Raw genomic sequence first — 22,460 nt, forward strand, 5'->3', positions numbered from 1 at the left:
TCTAGCGCATTCGAGACACGAATGACGAATTTAGCTTCGCTGCGTCTAGGCTACGATGAGATAAGGGACGAAAATTTTGCAAAATTATTTCCGTTTAAATTCATATAATTCCTCATTTATAGGCTTGACAAGGAGCTTAGCTCCTGTTTCAATCAAACGAATATTTCCAGACATTAAAGAAGATTGAATGAACAATAAGCTTCTCATGCTATTTATTGCCTCAATCCTGCTTGTGGGTTGTAAACATGGTGGAGTACTCTTCAAAAAACCACCAGTTAACAATCCTAGCGACGATGCTACAATTAAATTAGCAGAAGCAGCGGTATCTGTAAGTGATTCCATGCATGAAATGGCGCGTGTCGAAAAAGAAATTTTACCACCACATAAAGACAATACGCTCACGATACCTAATGCATACAACTTACAAGCCAGAGCAAGTGTGGATTGGTCAGGTCCAATTGAAGAGTTAACTGCCCGTATTGCTAAATCAGCTCATTTCCGACTACGTGTATTAGGAAAAGCACCTTCAATTCCTGTTTTAATTAGTCTTAATATTAAAGATCAAAGTTTAGCTGAAATCCTGCGTGATATAGATTATCAAGCGGGTAGAAAAGCTTATATTCATGTTTATCCTAACAGTCAGGTTGTTGAATTACGCTATGCCAAAATTTATTCCTAGCTTAATAGTTGTTGTATTAACTGCTTCGTTGCTTGCATGCCACTCCTCAAAATATATGGGTGATACTGGCTCTTTAGCAGGAATACAAGCTATGGCAAATGTAAATGTTAAGCAAAGGAATAAAAAACAGAACGGTAAAATTCGCCAAATGGCTTTAAAAGAAACAGCTCTAAGCCTTGGCGCACAAGCAGGTTTAGCCTGGCGAGCAAAAGTTATTGATGAGCACTTGATCAGACAATCGCGAAGACTCGATGCCATTTATGATTTCAATTCCCTGATTCTGGAACACAATATTCTACCCCCTGTACTCTTGGAAGGTAGAAATACGCTCAATCTTGCGGATTCGCAAACCATTCGCATTTCGGACCGTACTTATCGAGTTGCAAAACAGGCCCACTTTGTTACCACTCCACCAACTTGGCGCCAATATTTATGGCTCGATTATGTTAAACCAGAATATCCACACTACACCTTATTGCCTAAAACCAAAGTAGAGAAAAAAATATGGTGTATCTACACGGCCAAAGGTTGGAAAAATGGTATTGATCAAGCAAATACCATTCTCGAAGAAAATATTGCGCGAATTAAAGAAGATTTTGGTGGAATGATCCTTTATAGAAAATTATTAGCAATGAATATGGTAACTCCTCCTTATGTCTCTCATACTGATTTGGGAATTACAGGGGATGCCTCCGAAATCCATATCGATGATCGCGTATTGAGAATTACTGCCTTACCTGCTCTAAATGTAAACAGTGACCAATGGCGGGCAGCGGTTTCTAAAGATGAAAATGCTTTAGAGCAATTCAAAAACATGGAAAAATTGGCAAATCGTTCTAAAATTATAATAACTGATAAATCTTGGCAGCCTACAATAGCTCCAATTAACGATAACAATAGAATCCACTGATACGAAGTATGAATAATAATGTTTATTTAATGTCCGATGAACCCACGCGTTTTACTCCACTTTTCATGGATAAAATGTTGGAACACACTGAGCGTCTCAATGCTTCGGACATAACAATCCAAACTGGCGAACCTATTTATGCAGAGGTTTATGGAAAATTATTACGAATCACTAATCGTCGTTTATCAAATACCGAACTGGGTGATTTAATTAATGCGATATATGGGCCCAACGCCACAACTCAGCTTCTTTCGGGTAAGGATATCGATACCCACTATGAATTTCGTCCTAATCGGGGCGTTCGTTACCGTTATCGGGTAAATGGAACCGCGTGTCTTGTAGAAGGACATGATGCAATCCAAATTACTTTAAGAACCATCCCCACAACTCCCCCGCGGCTTGAAACCATGAATCTGCCCGATAATATACTTCAGGCAATCGCCCCTCAAGAAGGCATCGTATTTATTACCGGAGCAACCGGTTCTGGGAAATCAACATTATTGGCCTCTATTATCCGTGAGTTGATCGAAACAGAAGACTCCAACCGTAAAGTACTCACCTATGAATCACCCATCGAATTTGTCTATGATGAAATTGAGACCATTTCGGCTGTGGTAAGCCAATCAGAAATTCCTCGGCATTTACCAAGCTTTGCTGATGGAGTACGAAATGCTTTGCGGCGCAAACCTCGTTTAATCATGGTTGGTGAGTGTCGTGATGCAGAAACAATCAGTGCCGCATTAGAAGCAGCACTTACTGGACACCCTGTCTATACTACCTTACACACTTCGGGGGTTGCCGAGACCATGCGTCGGTTGGTGACTTCATTTTCTGGTGAAGAGCGATTAGGAAGAACTATTGATATTCTAGAAACCATTAGACTGTGTATTTGGCAAAAACTTGTCCCTACCGTAGATGAAAAAAGGGTAGCATTACGGGAGTATCTCGTATTTGACGAAGAAGTCCGCGATATTTTACTTGAAAGTGATCCCAATGATGTTACTTCGGCTACCCGTAAATTAGTTCGCCAAAAAGGCCAACTTATGACTTGGGATGCGAAAGCAAAATTCGAACAAGGTATTATCAGTGAACGAGTTTACAAATTAATTATTGCTGGTGCTAAGGAATACCAACAATAAGAACCTTTAAGAAAACGATTATGTTGACTGATTTTATCCATCAGGTGTTATTTTAGCTATAATTTAAGTAAGGGTATTTTTTATTACCAACACTAGGAATTATATGCTTGATCCTGTTGTACTCTTAGACGCCTCATTGAGAGACGGAGGCCATCGAACTAATTTTAATTTTGATGACATTCAACTCGAAGAAATCCTTCGCCCTCTTGATAACTCAGGCATTGAATATATTGAAATAGGCTATCGCAATGGCACTTTTACACCTCTCCAAGTAGGTCGAGCGGGCTGGTGCGCCAAAGATTACCTGCTTCTATGTCGTTCTTTGATTCAAAGAGCAAAAATGGCCGTAATGGTTTTTCCAAACAATCTCTCTCAAACCGATCTGATAGAGCTAAAAGAATGTGGCGTCGATTTATTAAGAATCTGCTTCGCTAAAAACGAACCTGCATCTGCGTTGTCTAAGATAAAAATGGCAAAAGAGGCAAACCTGGAAGTCTCGGTTAATTTAATGTGCATTTCTTTTTACAAAGATAATGAACTGGATGATTCCCTCAAAAAAATAAGCGAATATGCCCCTGATATTATTTATTTTGCTGATTCAAACGGCAGTTTACTCCCCACTCGTACCCAAGAAATTTACGATAGGTATATTCATAAATATCCTTTTCAATTTGGTTTTCATGCTCATGACAATCTTGGTCTTGCGCAAGCAAACGCCCTGGCAGCAATGAGTTCCGGAGTTCGCTTTATCGATGCATCCCTTGCAGGTATGGGTAAAGGTATTGGTAATTTAAAAACTGAATTTTTTGTTGCTTATTTACATTCAATCCAATTAAAAAAATATAAACTAGATAGGATCTTAGAAGCAGCAAATTTTGTCCGAAGCTCTTTAAAAATAGGTCAAGAGCCTGTTGAAATGTCGGAATTTATTCGCGGAATTTCTGATCTATCGATTGTGAACGCACCTAAATAATTGCGTTATCGATATAACTCATATTTTATACCCATATTACACAAGTGTTTAGGCTAAGGATTAGTCATATTGATTGATTCTTGATGGTCTTCAGCAACCGTCGCGATCAAGGCATCAGAAGATTTACTATTGGGTTTGTCCAAATACCCTTTGGCGAGAGCTTTTAGATCTGGATTGTCAGGATCCTTTTCTATGGCTTTTTCTAATTGCTGAATTTTTTTATCTCTCATGTCACTAGTGAACTCTTTATAAGTTTGTTTCACTTCATTACGTACTTCTTGTGTCACATGGTCAAAACCACCTTTGCGATTGGCTTCCTGACAGAGAAGGACTCCATGAATATTAGCGCGCGTGTTTGCAATGGTACAATTATCATATTTCTGGGGTTTTTGATTGATAATACTAACCGGATCTTTACCTTGAGTAACCTGATTAATGTGTTCCATGATTTGAGCATGGGATTTTCCATTATCATGACCACTCATTACCTGATTTATAAAATCTGGAGTGATTTTCTTCGTATTTACTTCATAAATATGGGTTCCATGTTTTCCTGCTGCACCTTCGCCACGGTTGGTAAACACTAAATAGGTTTTATCTGGATTTCCTTCGACTGGCACAAAAGATAATCCCATGGCGTGCCCTTTGCAATTTATAGGAACACTGGTTACTTCACCTGATTGTATTCGTTTAGAAAGTGCATTGCCGGCTTCGGGACTTCCTTCGGGAGTACTATATTGAAAATTAGCAGTTTTATTTGCAAAAGCAAAGGCATCTGCAATTTGTTTGAAGTCCCCTTTTGCAGGTTCTTTACTATAGCTCTGACTATATTCCTTGACCGTATCCGTCATCAATTGGTATGTAGGTCCAATATGAGCTCGCTGGGAGGAAACACCATCTTGGCTGGTCATTACTATACCTAATACCAGACCAAATTCTTTAACTGAATGTAACTTATCCGAAGCGGATGGAGCATAACCCTCAGGAGGAGCAATTATCTGTTGCTGAAGGGCTTCTTGTCCCCGTTTACTACGTATGGCGATATCGTATTCTTCGAGTGCTTGAGCATCATATTCGGCACCCGAATCGAGCAAAAATCTTACTACTGTGAAATCTTGTTCTTGCAGCGCTTGCACTAGGGGGGGCTGTCCCCGGGCATTTTTTGCATTATTTAAAGCGGTAGGAAGATCAGGATAGCCACTGCTTGTGGCAATTTCTTTTAATGGAGTTTTATGGTCAAATTGCGCTTCTAAGATTGTTCCACGTCTATTTTGCAGAAAAAGAAACAATTCTTGCATGAATCGCTCTTCATCCATTTTTGCTTTTTGCAAAACATTAAGCTTATCTTGAGCCAAATCTGAATGACTCGTTATAGTACTTTGAGGAGCAGATAATTCAACCATGATAAAAACTTATTTAAGTGTTTATTTAATATACAATTATAACATATGGGCAAATACTTTTCTGCCCAATGTACAACAAATTCTTTGCTCCTGAAGAAAAAACACCCCTTTTCCTAGTGCCTCTTACTTGGTTATTGGCATATCGGTGCCGCCCAAGTCCTGATTGGAGCTACTACTCTTTTTTTTTGACGATTTACCTTTAGATTTTCCCTCGTTACCACCACCCTCACCATCAGAGCTCTGTGTAGAATTACCTCCTTGAAAATCAACATTACCACCACCACCGCCTTTGCCCAGAAGCCCTTTGGCCATCCCAACACCTTTCACACCATATCCACCCAAAGTCTTATCGATTTGACCCTGTGCGGTTTGGGTTTCTTTTCCTGCTTCTTGGGTCTTACCTTTTACTTCCTCACCCCATTGGGAAGCTTCCTGGCCTATGCTTTCAGGAGTGCCGCCTATCCATCGCAAGACTTTATCGGGTAGATAGGTTATTAGGGTAAATGCTTTTTGTATAATCGTTAAATATAGGGTGGTATAGGTTAAAATTGAGAAGAAGAAGGCATAAATTCCGGCCCAATCTGTATAACTTACTCCTCCGATTCCACTACCTGAGGAAGATGGAGATGAGCCCAAAAGTCCTTCGACAAGAACAGAATTATCGGTATGCTCCTGTTGCATGAAGGACACAGCCTGATCATAACCTGCATTTAAAATCCAAACGCCCACATAAGAGAGTGCAATAGCAGTAATATAACCAATGATCATCATGGAAGGTCTTAGGAAAACATTCACTAGAATCATGATTGCTGCCTCACCTTTACCAAAGGCATCATGTCCTTCAGGATGGGTTACTCCCAACGCGACGATCGGTGCTGCAACCATCGCCTCGATAACGGAAATCAACCAACCTAAAGCACCAAAAGTAAAAATCACATAGGGCAGCAACGGAATGTAATAAGCTGTAGTAAAACCGACACTGACCATTACGCCAACCCATGCAATTACTAGCGGCATCGCCAAGGACATCATCGCAAAAATAAAGATACCAAAGACTGGAATTAAAGCGCTGGAAATTGCCATATTTAACAACATCATCCATAAATTACCGGCAAAATTAATGTAATAATTCCCCATATTTGCCAAGGCAACAATTGGATTAACTCCAGGTTCAGCAAGAATCTTCACCCCCTGTTGAAAGATATTTGCCATTCCCTGTAATGGGATCATTAAAAATGCCATAACCACCTGATTGATAATCTGGCCAAATATGTCAAGAAACAGATTATATATAGTCACTAAAATGATGTTATAAAATATATTTCCAAGAATTTGCCCTAAGCAAATTGAAAAGAACGGTTTAACTTCACCACAAGAAAAATTTTGCCGCTGTAAACGATACAAATCAGTATTAATCGCGAAATTAATTGAATTAGCAAAAGTAAGTGGCTTAACTCCAGGTTGACCAGGAGTTTGCATCATTAATGCATTGTTTATATACCCGTAGGTCGTAGATGAAGGAGCACTTCCTACGGCAGTCATATTGGAAGACAAAGAAGGTTTTTTAGGTGGAGAAGTACTAGTAATTAAGGCTTGTACATTTTGTATTTTTTGTAATCCATCACTGCTTGCACCTAACCAGGTACACAAGGCAGTAAAGTCCTTATCTTTCATATTTCCTGGACCACAGGTGACGGTCTTACCATCAGAGCTTATAACAAATGGACTAGCCATCGCGGTGGGATCAAATGAACTTGAATCCAGCCCTGTCTTTGAATCGACTTGCCCGGCATTTTCTATGGATGAAGTGCCCTGAATTTGTACCAGATTAAAGAAATAAGCACCGGCCATTATCCATCCTTGGGTGGTAGCTTTGTTGATAAACTCAGTGGATTTATTCTTATCTGATGATTGAGAAATAAGACGGGCGAGATTAACCGTGGGCATCATAATACCATTATAATCGTTAATCGCATTGATAATTTCTGCACCGTTAAATAGAACTCCCCCGACTGTTGAACCTTGTACCGGCCCCCAAATCACACATTTATCTTGTGAGGCAGTACCGCTGTTATAACTAGTACAAACTGTGCCATTTTCCTTATAAGGGACACCAAATTGTTGCATTGCGACTGGAGAAAAAGGATTGGTAGTATTCGTATTCGTAGTTGTAGACAGTTGTGGATCATTACTGACCATAGATCGAGATACTGAGGTTAAGTCCATATACATTTGTTGGACTGCAATGCCTCTTGACATTTGCGTCGCTGCAATCTCTGCTGGGGTTAAGGTGTTATTTCCAACCTTCACATTATTCCCTGCACTAGGTGTCGCTTGAAACTGTTGACTACCAAATTTGGAGTTCAGGGTGCTAATATTATTCCAGACGATGCTGCCACAAATCCCGTTTAAAAAACTATAAGGTGAACTGGAGTCAAAATTCGGCATGCTTACATTCCAAGACGAATTTGTTGGCGAAGCATTTTGAACAGCTACTGCATTAACTGAACTTAAAAAATCTGGGACTACAGTGGAACAAAATTTCTGCATTGAGCTACCCTGTTCAGCAGAGTAACAGGCTCCTGATTGTTTGGATTGAGCATCAAGAAGATCTTGGCGGGTATTTTCCAGTTGTCTTTGTATGCCGAGCATACAAACCTGTCCAGCAAGCATATTTACCGCCCCAGTAGCAATGCCCGCTATTCCGGATGTGCTGGAATTCTCAGTCAAGGATGCGGTAGGATTTATTTGCTGGGCTTGGATAATAACACCACCCCGATTCAAATAACTTAGTGCAGCATCCCATACTTTATCTGCTGCACCAACTCCTTGTACAACAATCCACATGACAAAAATTTGCATTAAGCAATAGCCAGAGGCTTTGGGTATTAATAAAGCCAAACCGAGCGTGGAACGGATTGGAATCCAGATTGAAGACCATTTTTGGCCCAACATCTGCCCTTCGTGAGCAGTATTCATGGTGGAAACTATGAGGGTATACATAATAATAATACCCCCTAATGCCAAAACTGCAGCATTAAATACTGCAAACATGCTTCCCATGATTTGGCTACCAGTACCGCTTAAAACTCCATCAACAACACCAAATAAATTACCGAGAAAGACAACAGAATAATCACTCGCAGGAGGGGCAAAACTTAAAGAACCATCGGCTAAAACCAGACCAGGAAACACCAGGAGAAGTAACGTTATCAACAACTTATTCATTTCTTTCCCCCAACAACCCCTTTCGATACCATTCATTAAAGGTACATCCTAACTTACGATTCTTTATTTGATAGTACCAAAAGTGATAACGAAAGGCTAAAACCAATGCAATTAAAGTTACAACAATGCTTACAAGAAACGCTTTTAATGAACCATAGAAAAGCTGAAATACGGCATATCCCATAATCAAAAGAGCGGCAAATACCATAATAATACTCAATCGGAATAGAGATTTTTGTTTGCTAAGTATACTTTCGTCGGTCAGATTCAAATGTTTCACTGCATCGTCGAAGGACTCACCCTGAACTTTTTTCTGTGGGACAAATAAACGTTTAAAACCATTTACCAAATACAGGGTAAAGGCCTTCATTCGATCCCAATCAAACCACCTACGGACATTAATTATTCTTCTGAGCAGATTACCAATTCTTGACTGCTTTTTCATATTTTTTACTTCTTTCTTTTCTCTTTCATAATATACTATAGTAGTAAGTAATGATTTCGTCCATCCGCTAAAAATACAGTAAAGAAAGAGTAAAAATATGCCTGATCTTAGTCATGAAGCGTCTGCTCAATATTGGTTTGAATATATTGATCCTATGATTTATAGAGTCATTACCTTTATGGAGAGTGTAGAAGATTGGACCCTGGATGGAAATCCAGAGTTCGAACAAGCAATGGAGCAATTAGGCAAAGAACTTGATGACATCGAAAAAATAGATATGAGCCTCTTATCAGAAGAAGACAAATTTATTCGAATTGTAGGTAATATCAAATCAGGTCGAGGATTACGCTTGCTGCAAGCAATTGATACAGTCCATCCAGGCAGTGCGTCACGTGTTTTGATTCATGCCGAAGAGACAAGCACTGGAAGCCACGATCCGGCCGGGGTCTTTCTCAAAAGAAATATTGTATTTGAGCGTCTCAGATTATTGTCGCGCGTTTTTTGTCAGTACCGTCTAAAACTTGTTTTACGTGCACTTGAAGGGGAAGAATAAATGAAATTAGCGTCTAAATTTGTATTGCTCAACGTACTTTTTTTTGCTGTATTTCCAGCTGCAGCTCAGGATCCAAACGATTCATATAATCAACAACAAACCTCTACTAATATTCAAAAATTGGTGGAATACTTCCAAAATTTTGGTAATTATTTAGGTTATAACGTAACGGAAACTCCTACACAAGGTAATCAAAGCTATTCAATAAGTTATTCGCTGATCAATTTAACAACTTCCCAACTTGCTCAGGCCTATCAGTTTTATACTTTATTAGGTTCCATTCCTGTCAACACTTTTACTTCAGGCAGCACTGCAGGAGGTGGTGGAGGGGGATCAAATACAGGAAACGCAGGAAATCCTTATGCACAGTTTCTGCCTGCGGAAACTTCTGGCACATCTAACCTGAATCCTAGTGCATCCATTCTTAATCCCTTAGCTAACAATACCTTTCCTAATTACAATAATTTGTCATCTTCTGGACAAGTTACTGTAAATGCCTTGATGGACCAAAAAACCTATCAACAAGATCCCGTAAGCCAAGCAGTATTAAATATTTTGGCAACTCCAAATTATACTTACTGCATGAAAGATCCACAAACCTTTACTGAAAACTGCTCTATGACTTATGACACTTTAGTACCGTCAAAAGTGGTAGGAGAAATTCCTAATGCGTTCACTTTTTTTAACGCTAATTACCTTCAGCAATTCTTAAATCATCTTAATAGCAACGCCCTAACAGGACCTCTGATGTATTCAAATCAAGACCTTGGCAGTACCCAAGGCAACGGAGAGGTACCCAAAAATGGATTAACAGCACAAAATCAAGAACAACTTGCAGCCAATTTCATACGCTACGTGACTGGAAGTGTCGTTCCCATCTCATTACCTAAATATACAGATTATGATAATTTGTACACTAGAACTCTGATGAAAACAGGAACTAACACTCCATCAACTGCACAACTGCAGGCCACACAAACTTTGGCTAAATATCTGGCAAGTTTACGTACCTATGCAGCGCAAAACTCCGTAGGAGTAAGTAACCTTTATTACATTATGTCAAAAAGAATGCCTCAAACTGCGCCTAATCAGCAGGGCGGAAGTCAAACGAGCCAAGCACTGAACGAATTTAATATGGCAACCTGGAGATTATATAACACGACTAGTGCGGGTAGCACTAACAATACGGGTACAGGGAGTACAGGTACAGGGGGTACTGGCGGAACCTCTGGGACAGGGGGTACAGGACCCAGCAATACTCCATGGATTAATAGTCTGAATAATGCGCCACCTGCCGTAGTGCAAAAAGAAATTGCCATATTGCTTGCTGAAATCAATTATCAGCTGTATTTAGATCGTCAAATCCATGAGCGCCTACTAATGACTAATAGTATTTTGCTATTACAAAGTGTTCGTACAGGCGCCCCCTCAACTGATTTTACATCCGGGCAACAACCTTAGTTAAACTACGGGGTGAAAGGAGTTCCTTTCATCCCGACAACAATGAATTGGCTTACCTAAATCATTCACCCCAAGTTACAGATCCCTTTTAAGAACTTCTTTATTAAATCATTTAAAAAACATGGTGCAAAAAATGATGCATATGATATGATTTCACCCACATTGAATCCTCTAGTTTTTAAGAAAACTTAAGGCTTGATATTTTCTAAAATCAGGAAGAAACGTCTTATTTATCAATGACTAAGGCTAGCATCTTATCAATAAAATCCGCCCCATTAAGTTCGGAAAATCACGATGCATCTCGCCTAAATGAACCTATCAAATCTTAATAAATTAACCTTAATGAACGAGCCAACATGTCCAAAAATAATACCTATACTTTTTATGTCGACGGAATGACCTGTGTCAGTTGTAGTGGTTCTCTTGAGTACCATTTAAGGCAAAAACTCAAGGATAGAATGAAAGAGTTCCATGTCGATCTCACCACCGCGGATCCTAAAAAAACAATCATTACTCTAGAGGAAGAGCAAGAACCTACGGATCAATATAAAGAATGGAACGAAGTAAAAGACTATATTGATGAACTATTTATTTGTAAAGAATATGAATATTTATCAACCAAAGAAAAGCCCCAAGAAAATGCACAAATAAAGAATCAGCAAGCCAATTACTTAGAGAAAGCTCGAAGCTTTTTTACATCGCATTGGTTTCTCGGTGCGGTAGGCTGTGTCTCAGGACTTGCTGTACTCATCATTTGCCTCGCTACGAGTGGACTGCCCTTAGCGGTAGTGAGCTCACTGGCTGTTTTTAGTACCCTACTAACCTTAATATTAGGTGCAAACTCGTATCACGACGCTTGGACAAAACTAACAAAGGCTAGAACATTAACTATGGATAGCCTATTTGCGCTCAGTACAGCCTCCATCTTAATCGTTTCCGTCGCTTCGCTATTTCTACCTTGGCTTCCCATGATGTTTGAGGCCGGTTTGCTTATTTATGGATTTAGACATCTAGGAATTGCAATTGAAGAGACTATTAAAGAAAAAATTGGTACTGCAAAATTCCAAGACCGAGCTCCTAGAACGGTGCGCAAAAGAACCGTTCAAGGTTTTGATGAAATTGATTTAGATAAGATTGAAGTAGATGATGTAATTATTGTGCATTCTGGAGAAACTATTCCACTTGATGGCATTTGTGAGGATGAAAGTCTCATTTACAAAACGATTAATACCGGTGCGATTTTTCCTCAATATTTTTCTCCGCAAACGGAAGTACTCGCTGGTATGCGCTTAGCCGACAATGAAAAGCCGTTAGCAATACGTGTAACAAAAACTCAAAATTCATCCTTCTTAGCTCGACTCGATAAAGCCATAGAACTATCAGCGCTAGAAAAAGCACCTATTGAAATAAAAACAGGACAATTACTCACTTACTTTATCCCACTCGTAATTATACTGGCAGTGACTTCTGGGATAATTATTGGACTCTTTTTTCCTGCTGCCATAGCAATTCAATGTGCTGTATCTGTTTTAGTAAGTGCATGCCCTTGTACTTTAGGCTTGATCACTCCTTTAGCAGTAAAAACCGGGATGCATAAAGCAGCGGAGCATGGAGTACAATATAAAAGCGCTAAAACACTACAACAAGCAGAACAAATAGACACGGTCATGTTTGATTTGAATGGCACTCTAACCACTGGGGTTCCTAGTGTAAAAGAGCTGTATCTGTTTGAAGAAAGTAAACTTAGTGAGCTCGATTTTCTGTCTTATTGTGCGGCCCTTGAACGGCAATCAAGTCATCCTATAGGAAAAGCTATTTATTCTTTTGCAAGTCAATACAAGATAACAGACATTGAAACAGATTTATTAGATCACTCTCATCATTCCGGGATTTCTGGGAAAATAAAAGATTCAAACTATGTCATTGGCAGCATGACCGTAATGAAAGAAAAAGGAATCAAAATTCCACGCAATTTCAAGCAACCCAACTTACAAGCTGGTGATCAAATAGTCTATGTTGCCCGGAATAAAATGGCAATTGGATTTATGGTCATAACCGATCCTGTGCGGGACGATGCGTGCTGCACGATTAGAGCTTTAAAAGCAATGGGCAAAGAAATCTGTTTATGTACCGGTGCAGATGAGGAAACCGCTCATCGTTATGCCAAAGCGCTGGGTATTAAAACAGTTTATGCTAACTGCATCGCCAGTTCGGCTGAAGAAAAAGGGCAGCAATCAAAAACATCCCATATCCAAGCCTTAAGAAAAAAAGGACATAAGGTAGCCATGATCGGGGATGCAGGTAATGATACTCCTGCAATTACTGCCAGTGACTTAGGTATTGCGGTAGTTTCCGACGGCAGTGATGTTTTAACCCAGCAGGCAGCAGGTATTGTAATCCATAATGGAGCATTATTATCAATTGCTTCTGCGTTTGCTGTCTCTAAACAAACCGTGTCCAATATAAATCAAAATCTGGTCATGAGTCTGGTTTACAACCTGGGTTCAATTTTGCTTTCAGGTGGGTTATTAGTTTCAGTTGGCTTAACTCTTAACCCCGTAGTCGGTGTTGCATTGATGATTTTTCAAGCCTGCATGATTCTAATGAATGTTTATCGCTTTAAACTACAACCCCTAGATCATCTTCAAGAAGAGAAAAAGCAATATCAAGAAGCAAGCTCTCCTAGAGAATCCTCTCATTCAAAAATGAACCAGCATTCACCTCTATATTCAAAAGACCCCCTATGCGACCCTGAGCCTATCCATTTTAAATCTGCAAAAAGCCCTACAACCTCTTTCTTTTGGAATTATTGCCTTCCCAATAAGTCATCCACTGAAGAAATTGAGCTTTATTTAGTTGAAAGGAGTACGAAGGATTCTCTTTTAAATGTGGAGGAAGGGTGTTTCTTTAAGTGATCTAACTCTACCAGAGTAAGAATTTGGTCGGATTATGGCTATCGGGATTCGAAAATTTTGGTAGGCTCCCAAGACGAAGAGCTATCTCGTTTAGGTAGGGAATCTATAATCATCTAAAACAGTAGATAGCTTCTCCATCACCTCATCAACAGAGATTAACTGCATGGGTTCATCGCCATGTACATGTTGCCCCCAAACATCTTCGATACGTTTACTACCTAAAATTTTTTCTGCTGCTTCAGGATAATGATCGACAACCAAGTCTTGAAAAAGATATGGCCCAGAAATAAGGGGGTTGGTCACCGCATGTAACGCAATAACTGGGGTATTTACAGCAGTAGCCATATGTGAAGGTCCGGTATCAGGACAAAGAACCACCGTGGCTTTACTAATGAGCGCCAACAATTGTTTGGGTTTTGTTTTACCAACAAGGTTAATCGCAGGTATCACTTGGATAATTTGGTCTGCCAAGTGTTTATCGAAATCGATGGGGCCACCGGTTATAATAACGTGTACATTCCATTTTTTCCTGGCTCTTTGCAAGACCTCAATATAGCGATCAACAGGCCAACTGCGCTCTGGCTTACTGGCAGCGGGATTAACCACCAAAATCGGACCTTGCTTGGGTAAATGTTGTGTTGCCCATTCATAATCTGCTTCAGTAATAGGTAAATCCCAACGTATAACACGTTTCTCTATTCCTAAGGCCTGAGCAAACTTCAAAAATCCATCTAAAGTGTGCTCTAAACCCGGGGTTATTCGTTCATTAACAAATAAACCATGAGCGTCATTCGCTCGATGCTCATCATAACCAATTTTACGTTTTGCTTTGATAAACGGATAGAGTAAATTAGTTCTTAAACTCGCTTGCGGAGCTAATAATACATCAAAGGTACGCCCTTTCATTTGTTTTTTAAAGCGCCAATAATCTGCAATGTTGTTCGGTTTATCAATTAGAATAAACTCTACTCCATCCATCCCTTCTACCAAATCAAAAGCAGGTTTTGAAATTATCCATGTCAACTTTGCATGGGGTAAACTGGATTGTAAGGTTCTAATGAGTGGCACCGCCATTAGAACATCACCTAATGCAGATAATCGTACAATACAAATGGATTTAATCATTCTGTAAAACAAACCTCGAGCCACAATAAGGACATACCTCTATACCAGTTTTTTCAATTGGCAAATAAACCTTAGGATGGGCATTCCATAAGATCATATCTTTTGTGGGACAACTCAGGGGTAATTCATTACGATGCACCACGTAATTTTTTTTCGTACTCGCTGGTTCTTTATTAGTTTCTAACATAATGTTCCTTTAACGCTTATTTATTAAGATTATCTAATATTTCCTCGATTTTCGCTATCATCTCATCGCGAAAAGCCTCATTTTGTGGATCATAATACAAAGCCTCTCCCCAATGCCTAAGCCACGTTAATTGACGTTTAGCCAATTGCCGAGTAGCGACAATACCTCTATCACGCATCATAGAAAAATCATAATCGCCTTGAAGAAATTCCATTGCCTGTCGATACCCTACGCAACGCATTGAAGGTAGATGCATGGTTAAATTCCATCGTTCCTTTAACTGCGTTACTTCTTCAATAAAGCCTTCAGCTAGCATATGATCAAAGCGTTGTGCAATACGGTTATGCAGCCACGCTCTTTGTTCTGGAAAGAGAATTAAATTTACAAAATGAAAGTCAGGCTTTTCCTTATCCAGTTCATGAAAAGCCGATAAGGTTTTACCTGTTAAATAATATACTTCAAGCGCACGTTGGATTCGTTGTGCGTCATGTGCATGAATTCGTGCTGCAGACTCAGGATCAATCTCTAATAATTTTTGATGAAGAGCGGGCCAACCCTTTAAAGCAGCATCATGTTCTAATTGTTGGCGAACTACCGAATTGGCTTCAGGTAACGTTGATAGACCCTTTTGTAATGCATTAAAATACATCATCGTCCCTCCTACAAGTAGAGGAATTTTCCCTTTCAGGTAAATCTGTTCACATAAAGACAATGCATCCGTACAAAATTGAGCTGCAGAATAAGACTCAATTGGATCTTTAATATCGATTAAATGATGGGGAGCAATTAGTAACTCTTCTGGTGTGGGTTTAGCAGTTCCGATGTCCATATTCCGATAAATCATTGCTGAATCGACACTAATCAGTTCAAAAGGATATCGTTTAACTAATTCACAAGCTAGAGCCGTTTTTCCTGAGGCAGTGGGTCCCATTAAACATAAAACTAATTTAACCATTCATTATCTCAATTAAAAAACAAGCGGTAACCTATATTGAAGAAACCCCTCCCGTTATGAGAGGGTGAGACTGGGGTTCTGATATGGTACGTGTAAATCGCCTCATTAACCCTAGACACTTTCCTCCCCAGGTGAGGGAAGAAGGGAACTATTTCTTTAATTTTAATTATGCTCAAAACTATGTATCTACTAATTTTTTACAATCTTCATTTGTTAATGCTGTAAATAAGCCAAACTTTTTGTTTTGCTCTTTATATATTTTAAGTAATAATTCATTTAATTCAATTTTTTCCTCACGGTTTAGAAGTCTAGGATCAAATTTTTGTGATTGGTTCATTATTTCAAGTAATTGATCCTGTTGAACTACATTGCATTCTGCAATTGAATCTAGAAATAACCGTAAATCTAAATGTGGCATACAAAGCGGTATACTCCGAATAAGTACTTCATTATCGTCCACCCACTCCATATGTATTCCTAATGATTTGAGACTCTGTACTAATTCTATAGAACTAGAGTGTCGCTTTTGCGGAAAAGAATAACGAATAGGAACCAATAAAGGTCTACTTGCCAAAGGAAAGAACAACTGCGGTATTTGCTCCTGCATCCGATGTTGATATAAGGTTATTATATCCACAATATACGGTTGTTGATTTATGAACACTATGATATATCGGCTATTTAAAATGACCCAAGATAATTCCGTTTCACAATGATAAATGCTGTTACTGGATCCAATTAATTTCGGATAAGGTTCATAAATTGTTTGAATCTGATTTTGATGCGTCGGTTCGCTCAATTCATAGGGAGCATCTTCGCAAGTTTCTTTTTTAGCCTTCAGTGCCGCAGTCAATTGGGAGGTTAAAAAATCAAACACTAAACGGGGCTGTTGAAAGCGAACTTCATGTTTGGTGGGGTGAACGTTTACATCAACCTCTGCATGTTTAATCATTAGATACAATATGCATGCAGGAAATCGACCAGGATGTAATAAACCATCATAGGCTTGCTTTAACGCCTGGTGAATTAACTTGTCTTTAACCATCCGTTGATTAATATAAACCCACAAACGATCATTTTGACTACGCTGAAAATTAGTATTACTTAACCAACCACAGAGCTTCATTTCCCCATGTTCCACATCAAGATAAATTGATTCTTTAACAAAAGCACTACCGAATATACGGGTAATACGTGTTAACCGAGTTTGTTCATTGGTTGCAGCAGGAAGAGCCAGGACCTGCTTTCCATTATGTTTTAACGTGAGCGCAATTCCAGGAGCGCTTAAAGCAAAACGTTTCACGGTGGTTTCTATTGCTTGAAACTCTAATTTTTCGCTTTTTAAAAAACGTTTTCGAACAGGTGCATTAAAAAATAAATCCACCACATCTACCGTCGTTCCTACAGCCCGAGCACAAGGTGAAATAGACCGCTCGAGGCCATGGACTCGCAGCATGGTCGCTGTCTCTTGATGTTCAGGTCTGGAACTAATAGTAACTTTTGCTATTGATGCAATACTTGCTAATGCTTCGCCGCGAAAACCCATACTGTCAATTGCATATAAATCATCAAGGGTACTGATTTTGCTGGTCGCGTGTGCTGCAATGGCCAAAGGCAAGTCTTCTGCTACAATACCTATTCCATTATCACTGATCTTGATTTGATTAAGCCCGCCATAACCTATTTCGATGGTAATAGCATCTGCACCGGCATCAAAAGAGTTTTCCAGCAACTCTTTCACTACTGACGCCGGGCGTTCTATTACTTCTCCCGCAGCAATTTGATTCGCTATGAGCGGCGGTAATTGATGAATTCTTATGCCCATGCTGGAGGAATCACCAGTTTTTGGCCCGGCTTAAGTCGAGAGATTCCGCGCAAATGATTGGTAGACTGGAGGGCTGCAACTGAAACATGATAACGGGCAGCTATAGCAGGTAAAGTTTCTCCAGCGCGAACCAAATGGACATTGTTCGTCGTCATTGCCTCAATACGAGATCCGTGAGGCGGATTTTCCCAAAAATAGCCTTTAATGCCTTGAAAAATGGCCTGGCTCAAACGAGTTTGATATGCTGGGTTGGTTAAATTACGTTCCTCAATTGGATTTGAGATAAATCCTGTTTCTACCAAAATTGAAGGAATATCTGCAGACTTCAAAACAACAAACCCAGCCTGCTCCACTTTAGTATTATGCAAATTGGTGAAATTACCCAGCTGGCTTAAAACTCGTCCCCCCATTTGCAAACCAGAATTTATCGTCGCTGTTTGTGATAAATCAATCAGGACTGAACGCACCACACCATTCTGATCATCCAGATCGCCCAGGTTAACCCCCCCTAATTCTGAATAGTTCTCCTTTTCTGCAAGCCAACGCGCTGCTTCGCTTGTAGCCCCCCTCTGCGATAAAGCAAATACTGAAGCACCATTTGAATGTGGATTATTGAATGCATCTGCATGAATTGCCACAAATACATCGCCATTATATTTTCTGGCTATATCAAGACGCTGCCGCAGGCCAACATAATAATCTCCCGACCGCGTTAGTACAGCACGCATCCCGGGTTGTCTATCAATTAATTGTTTTAGCTTCAAAGTAATTGCTAAAACAACGTCTTTTTCGCGACTGCGGTGTGGACCTCTAGCCCCTGGATCCTTGCCACCATGACCTGCATCCAAAACAATAATAACATCACGGAGTCTAGAGGGTCTGCCACTCACCTTAATTGGCTTTTGATTTGCGAGGATAGGGAGTGTTGGTTGCTTGGTCTCAACTTTCACAGGCAACTTTGGCTGTTGTATTTTCTGCGTGGAGTAGGATTTTGGGGCAACATACACTGCTTTTGGAGGAGTAGTTGCGGCAATAGGCGCAACAAGATGACCGCTATGCAGTAAATCAACACGAATACCTCCAAAAGCACCATTGGGTTTCCAAGGAGCTGATCTAAGTTGTACTTTTTGATTTACTTCGAACACGAGCCTTAAAGTTCTAGGCTCCGAATGCCCGCTTCGAACTTGTCGGACTAATCCATTAATTAAACCCAATTGCTTTAAATCGACAGCCAATTGTGTATTATTTAAGTCCAAGACAACTCGTTCAGGATTATTTAACAAAAATAATTTATGGGTGAATGGACCATTAATTGTTAGAAACAGTGAGGTTTGATTTCCTTGCTGTTTTAAAACAATTGATTTGAGTTGGGCACTAAATGTTGTTATCGAGCAAAAACACATCACTATAAAACACAAGAAGCGAAATATCATATTTCACCTGCAAGACGCGCTAAAATTCTTTTACCAGCTGCGCTCAATGCCATAATTTGCATTTCACGTCCAGCCCCCTTAATAGCTAACTTAAAACGAATATCGACTTGTGGCAATGCTCCTCCTGCATTTTCTGCCCATTCAATACAACAGATGCTCTCCTGGGTAAAATAATCTCTAAAACCAAGATATTCCAACTCTTCTTCATGATGTATACGGTAGAGATCAAAATGATGTAGGGTTAGATGATTGCATAAATAACTTTCTACTAAAGAAAAAGTAGGGCTTTTAATTGGAGATTGAACGCCCATATGTCTTAGCATAGCGCGAATAATAGTTGTCTTACCTGCCCCCAAGTCTCCACTAAAGGTCATGATTAAAGAAGGACAAAGACAAGAGGCCAGATGGGAGGCAAACAGTTCACTGGCCTTCTCATCAGGTAAATCTAGTGTTATAACATCATTTAATTCACTATTTGTCATCATTCAGGATAATTCAATACGTGAGGTAAAACATCAAATAAATCACTGGCCAATAAACCAGTTCCTCCCAGTTTTTTTGCTACCAGATCCCCTGCAACTGCGTGAGCCCACACACCGCATTGTGCTGCTTCGGATAAAGAGTATCCTTGAGCACAAAGACCCGCAATAATACCGCTTAATACATCACCCATACCAGCACTAGCCATGGCAGGATTACCTCGGGGACAAACAAAAGTATCCTTCTCTGTTTGAACCACCGAACCAGCCCCTTTTAATACAACGACGCCACCATATTGTTTCTGGATATTTGCCGCGGCAAGGTATCTATCTTTCTGAACCAAATCAGCAGAAGAAGAAAGCAAGCAAGCTGCTTCACCTGGATGTGGTGTTAATATCCAATTATCATCCAGTTGAGGATTTTCGGCTAACAATCTTAAGGCAGATGCATCAATAACCATAGGTAATTGTGAGGTAATCGCAGTCAAAAACAGATTCATCGCCCACTCACTTTCCCCTAGACCTGGACCAATAACACAGACCGTAGCCTGGGCTAAAAGCGGTTTTAAATCTTGGGCAGTTGCAACACCATTTACCATCGCTTCGGGAATTATTGATAAGGCACTTTTGGCATGTTCCGGCCATGTAGCAACGGTAACTGCTCCTGCTCCTGTTCGCATTACTGCTTTAGCAGCCAAACTGATTGCACCAGGCATTCCTGGCCCCCCACCAACTACTAAAACATGGCCATAATTGCCTTTATGCGAATTTTTTTTTCGTTTAGCCAAGGGTAAAGATAAAGTATCTGAACTTAAAAGACGAGCAGTTGGAACCAAATGAGAGACACAGGAATCAAGTTGTAAAGAGCAACAATGAATAATACCACAATAATCCGGGCCATCGGCGGTATACATACCTGCTTTTTGAGCGATAAAGGTTAAGGTAATGTTGGCCTTAACACAAAAATTATCTACCTTTCCTGTATCGGCATTTATACCTGAGGGAATATCCAAAGCTATAACAGGTAGCCCACTGGAGTTGATCTGATTAATTGCTGATGCAATAACTCCACGTACAGGCCCTTTTAGGCCAATTCCTAAAAGAGCGTCAATAATTAATTCTACTTCAGTCTCTAATGGTTCATCAGCCGCTTGACACTCCACTCCTGAATTTATAGCCATTAACGCTGCATGTTGTGCAGCAAAAGGGAGATCAGCCACTGCTTTACACTGGTAAATCGTCACTGATAAACCATGCTCATGCGCTAATCTGGCCACCACATATCCATCCCCAGCATTATTTCCAGCACCGCAATATACGGCAATATGTCGTACCTGGGGGTAAAGTTTAATTATAAGAAAAAATGCCTCCGCTCCTGCACGGGACATAAGTGCATTTTCATCCAACTGATACAAAGAAGAAGCTTGTTGCTCACATGTTCTAATTTGTTCACAACGATACAAGGCATTTGCTGGTATGATCATCTTGTGCTCCAAATCTACTATTTCGAACACTTGCTTATAAGTAGTCTGGTTTAAAGCGTTGTAGCCTGATGAAGTACAAAGGAACCCGAATCGTTGCTAAAGAGATAAAATCGCTCGGATACACTGCACTTAACCCAGGCTAAAAAGCACCGGACTACGTCCATTTTACTTGACTAATTTTAATGAAGGTTTATTTTTAGAAACAGTTGAGCCATCCGATTCAGCGCCAGCAGCTCCAGTAGATGCTGGAGGCGGATCTTCTTCATCTTCGATCGCAAAGGCAATACCTCTACCATTTTCTTTAGCGTAGATTTCTAATACTGCTCCTGGTGGAACAAAAATTTGTTCTGTTTTTCCTGAAAAACGAGCAGTGAAGATGATACGATCGTTTTCCAACAAAAGACCGCGAGTTGCTGCCGGAGAGATATTTAACACAATACGATCATGATTTACATGTTCTCTCGGAACTTGTACTCCCGAATATTCGGCATTAACCAGGATATAAGGTGTTAATTCGTTATCTACAATCCAATCGTAGGCAGCGCGTATTAAATAAGGTTTATTTGATGTCATTGTCATATAATTATGCCGCTCTTAGTTGTCGCTCCGCATCAGTCAAACTTGTTTGAAACGATTCACGTTTGAACAAGCGCTGCATGTAAGCAATTATTCCTTTAAACTCCGGTGCAATTTCAATACCCAATCGAGGCAAACGCCACAATAACGGTGCTAATGCACAATCCAACAAAGAAAATTCATCACTCAAAAAATAGGTCTTATCGGCGAATACAGGATCCAGTGCGGTTAAACTTTCAAATAAATTTGCTTTCGCCTGTTCCGCATTATCTTCTCTTAAAATACGGTTCATTAAATAATACCAATCATGTTCTATCCTGTGCATCATTTTACGGGTTTCAGCACGAGCAACCGGGTAAACAGGTAATAATGGTGGATGAGGAAATCGCTCATCTAAATATTCCATAATAATTCGTGGCTCATAAAGCACAAGTTCTCTATCAATTAAAGTAGGAACGGTTCCATATGGATTAACTGATAAGAGATCAGCGCTGGGTTCGGCCTGCTTGGCAGCAAGAATTTCAACATTCACCCCTTTTTCAGCCAACACAATCCGAACCTGATGGCTGTAAACATCGTCTGTATCGGAAAATAAAGACATTATAGTGCGCTTCGCAACAATTGCCATGAGCAACTCCTATTTAATTCAACCTATAACAAAGGTAAGTACACACACAAAAACTCGCACTT

The 22,460-nt window shown here is 39.9% G+C and carries 19 protein-coding genes; 7 read left to right on the forward strand and 12 right to left on the reverse strand.

Going from position 1 to position 22,460, the window contains the following annotated elements:
- Window positions 1-187: 187 nt before the first annotated feature.
- The 4 genes from dotD (at window position 188) to ACWTE2_RS30185 (ending at window position 3,701) form a co-directional block, all read left to right on the forward strand.
- Window positions 188-679: a type IVB secretion system lipoprotein DotD gene (gene dotD / locus ACWTE2_RS30170; RefSeq protein ID WP_182392412.1), complete on the forward strand. Its 492-nt coding sequence runs from the start codon at window positions 188-190 to the stop codon at window positions 677-679.
- Window positions 660-1,589: a type IV secretion system DotC family protein gene (locus tag ACWTE2_RS30175; RefSeq protein WP_182392411.1), complete on the forward strand. Its 930-nt coding sequence runs from the start codon at window positions 660-662 to the stop codon at window positions 1,587-1,589. The genes dotD and ACWTE2_RS30175 overlap by 20 nt, the downstream gene beginning before the upstream one ends.
- Window positions 1,590-1,597: 8 nt before the next feature.
- Window positions 1,598-2,728 (forward strand): Dot/Icm type IV secretion system ATPase DotB, encoded by a 1,131-nt coding sequence (dotB, locus tag ACWTE2_RS30180; RefSeq protein WP_454785655.1) that lies wholly within the window; start codon window positions 1,598-1,600, stop codon window positions 2,726-2,728.
- 103 nt (window positions 2,729-2,831) lie between these two features.
- Window positions 2,832-3,701, forward strand: coding sequence for a beta/alpha barrel domain-containing protein (locus ACWTE2_RS30185; RefSeq protein ID WP_454785656.1), 870 nt, complete (start codon window positions 2,832-2,834; stop codon window positions 3,699-3,701).
- Between the two features lie 53 nt (window positions 3,702-3,754).
- Here ACWTE2_RS30185 and ankD read toward each other — a convergent pair whose 3' ends face one another.
- The 3 genes from ankD to icmV all read right to left on the reverse strand — a co-directional run bounded on the left by ankD (window position 3,755) and on the right by icmV (window position 8,777).
- The gene (gene ankD / locus ACWTE2_RS30190; protein ID WP_454785657.1) at window positions 3,755-5,104 is read right to left on the reverse strand and encodes a Dot/Icm T4SS effector AnkD/LegA15; all 1,350 of its coding nucleotides are present in this window, start codon (window positions 5,102-5,104) and stop codon (window positions 3,755-3,757) included.
- Between the two features lie 123 nt (window positions 5,105-5,227).
- Window positions 5,228-8,332: a type IVB secretion system protein DotA gene (gene dotA, locus ACWTE2_RS30195; protein ID WP_454785658.1), complete on the reverse strand. Its 3,105-nt coding sequence runs from the start codon at window positions 8,330-8,332 to the stop codon at window positions 5,228-5,230.
- Window positions 8,325-8,777 (reverse strand): type IVB secretion system protein IcmV, encoded by a 453-nt coding sequence (gene icmV, locus ACWTE2_RS30200; protein WP_454785659.1) that lies wholly within the window; start codon window positions 8,775-8,777, stop codon window positions 8,325-8,327. Before icmV ends, dotA begins: the two co-directional genes overlap by 8 nt.
- A gap of 97 nt (window positions 8,778-8,874) precedes the next feature.
- On the opposite strand from icmV, the gene icmW reads away from it, so the two are divergent.
- The 3 genes from icmW (at window position 8,875) to ACWTE2_RS30215 (ending at window position 13,706) form a co-directional block, all read left to right on the forward strand.
- Entirely contained in the window at window positions 8,875-9,330 is a 456-nt protein-coding gene (icmW, locus tag ACWTE2_RS30205) for a type IVB secretion system protein IcmW (protein ID WP_182392406.1), read from the forward strand.
- Entirely contained in the window at window positions 9,331-10,791 is a 1,461-nt protein-coding gene (gene icmX, locus ACWTE2_RS30210) for a type IVB secretion system protein IcmX (RefSeq protein ID WP_454785660.1), read from the forward strand.
- Window positions 10,792-11,147: 356 nt separating this feature from the next.
- Window positions 11,148-13,706 (forward strand): heavy metal translocating P-type ATPase, encoded by a 2,559-nt coding sequence (locus tag ACWTE2_RS30215; protein WP_454785661.1) that lies wholly within the window; start codon window positions 11,148-11,150, stop codon window positions 13,704-13,706.
- Window positions 13,707-13,796: 90 nt separating this feature from the next.
- On the opposite strand, the gene ACWTE2_RS30220 is transcribed toward ACWTE2_RS30215, so the two are convergent.
- From ACWTE2_RS30220 to ACWTE2_RS30260, 9 genes are all read right to left on the reverse strand, one after another.
- Window positions 13,797-14,831, reverse strand: coding sequence for a glycosyltransferase family 9 protein (locus tag ACWTE2_RS30220; RefSeq protein ID WP_454785662.1), 1,035 nt, complete (start codon window positions 14,829-14,831; stop codon window positions 13,797-13,799).
- Window positions 14,824-15,018 (reverse strand): zinc-finger domain-containing protein, encoded by a 195-nt coding sequence (locus ACWTE2_RS30225; RefSeq protein ID WP_182392402.1) that lies wholly within the window; start codon window positions 15,016-15,018, stop codon window positions 14,824-14,826. The genes ACWTE2_RS30220 and ACWTE2_RS30225 overlap by 8 nt, the downstream gene beginning before the upstream one ends.
- A 16-nt stretch (window positions 15,019-15,034) precedes the next feature.
- A complete protein-coding gene (gene miaA / locus ACWTE2_RS30230; RefSeq protein ID WP_454785663.1) occupies window positions 15,035-15,973 on the reverse strand; it encodes a tRNA (adenosine(37)-N6)-dimethylallyltransferase MiaA in 939 nt (312 codons plus the stop codon).
- A 178-nt stretch (window positions 15,974-16,151) separates the two neighbouring features.
- Window positions 16,152-17,798 (reverse strand): DNA mismatch repair endonuclease MutL, encoded by a 1,647-nt coding sequence (gene mutL / locus ACWTE2_RS30235; RefSeq protein ID WP_454785664.1) that lies wholly within the window; start codon window positions 17,796-17,798, stop codon window positions 16,152-16,154.
- Window positions 17,789-19,231: an N-acetylmuramoyl-L-alanine amidase gene (locus ACWTE2_RS30240; protein ID WP_454785665.1), complete on the reverse strand. Its 1,443-nt coding sequence runs from the start codon at window positions 19,229-19,231 to the stop codon at window positions 17,789-17,791. The genes mutL and ACWTE2_RS30240 overlap by 10 nt, the downstream gene beginning before the upstream one ends.
- Entirely contained in the window at window positions 19,228-19,713 is a 486-nt protein-coding gene (tsaE, locus tag ACWTE2_RS30245; protein WP_454785698.1) for a tRNA (adenosine(37)-N6)-threonylcarbamoyltransferase complex ATPase subunit type 1 TsaE, read from the reverse strand. The genes ACWTE2_RS30240 and tsaE overlap by 4 nt, the downstream gene beginning before the upstream one ends.
- Entirely contained in the window at window positions 19,713-21,194 is a 1,482-nt protein-coding gene (locus ACWTE2_RS30250; RefSeq protein ID WP_454785666.1) for an NAD(P)H-hydrate dehydratase, read from the reverse strand. The genes tsaE and ACWTE2_RS30250 overlap by 1 nt, the downstream gene beginning before the upstream one ends.
- Window positions 21,195-21,359: 165 nt before the next feature.
- Window positions 21,360-21,773: a ClpXP protease specificity-enhancing factor gene (locus tag ACWTE2_RS30255; RefSeq protein WP_454785667.1), complete on the reverse strand. Its 414-nt coding sequence runs from the start codon at window positions 21,771-21,773 to the stop codon at window positions 21,360-21,362.
- 4 nt (window positions 21,774-21,777) lie between these two features.
- Window positions 21,778-22,398 (reverse strand): glutathione S-transferase N-terminal domain-containing protein, encoded by a 621-nt coding sequence (locus tag ACWTE2_RS30260; protein WP_182392395.1) that lies wholly within the window; start codon window positions 22,396-22,398, stop codon window positions 21,778-21,780.
- Window positions 22,399-22,460 lie beyond the last annotated feature (62 nt).

The organism is Legionella nigrisilvae (assembly GCF_977063395.2).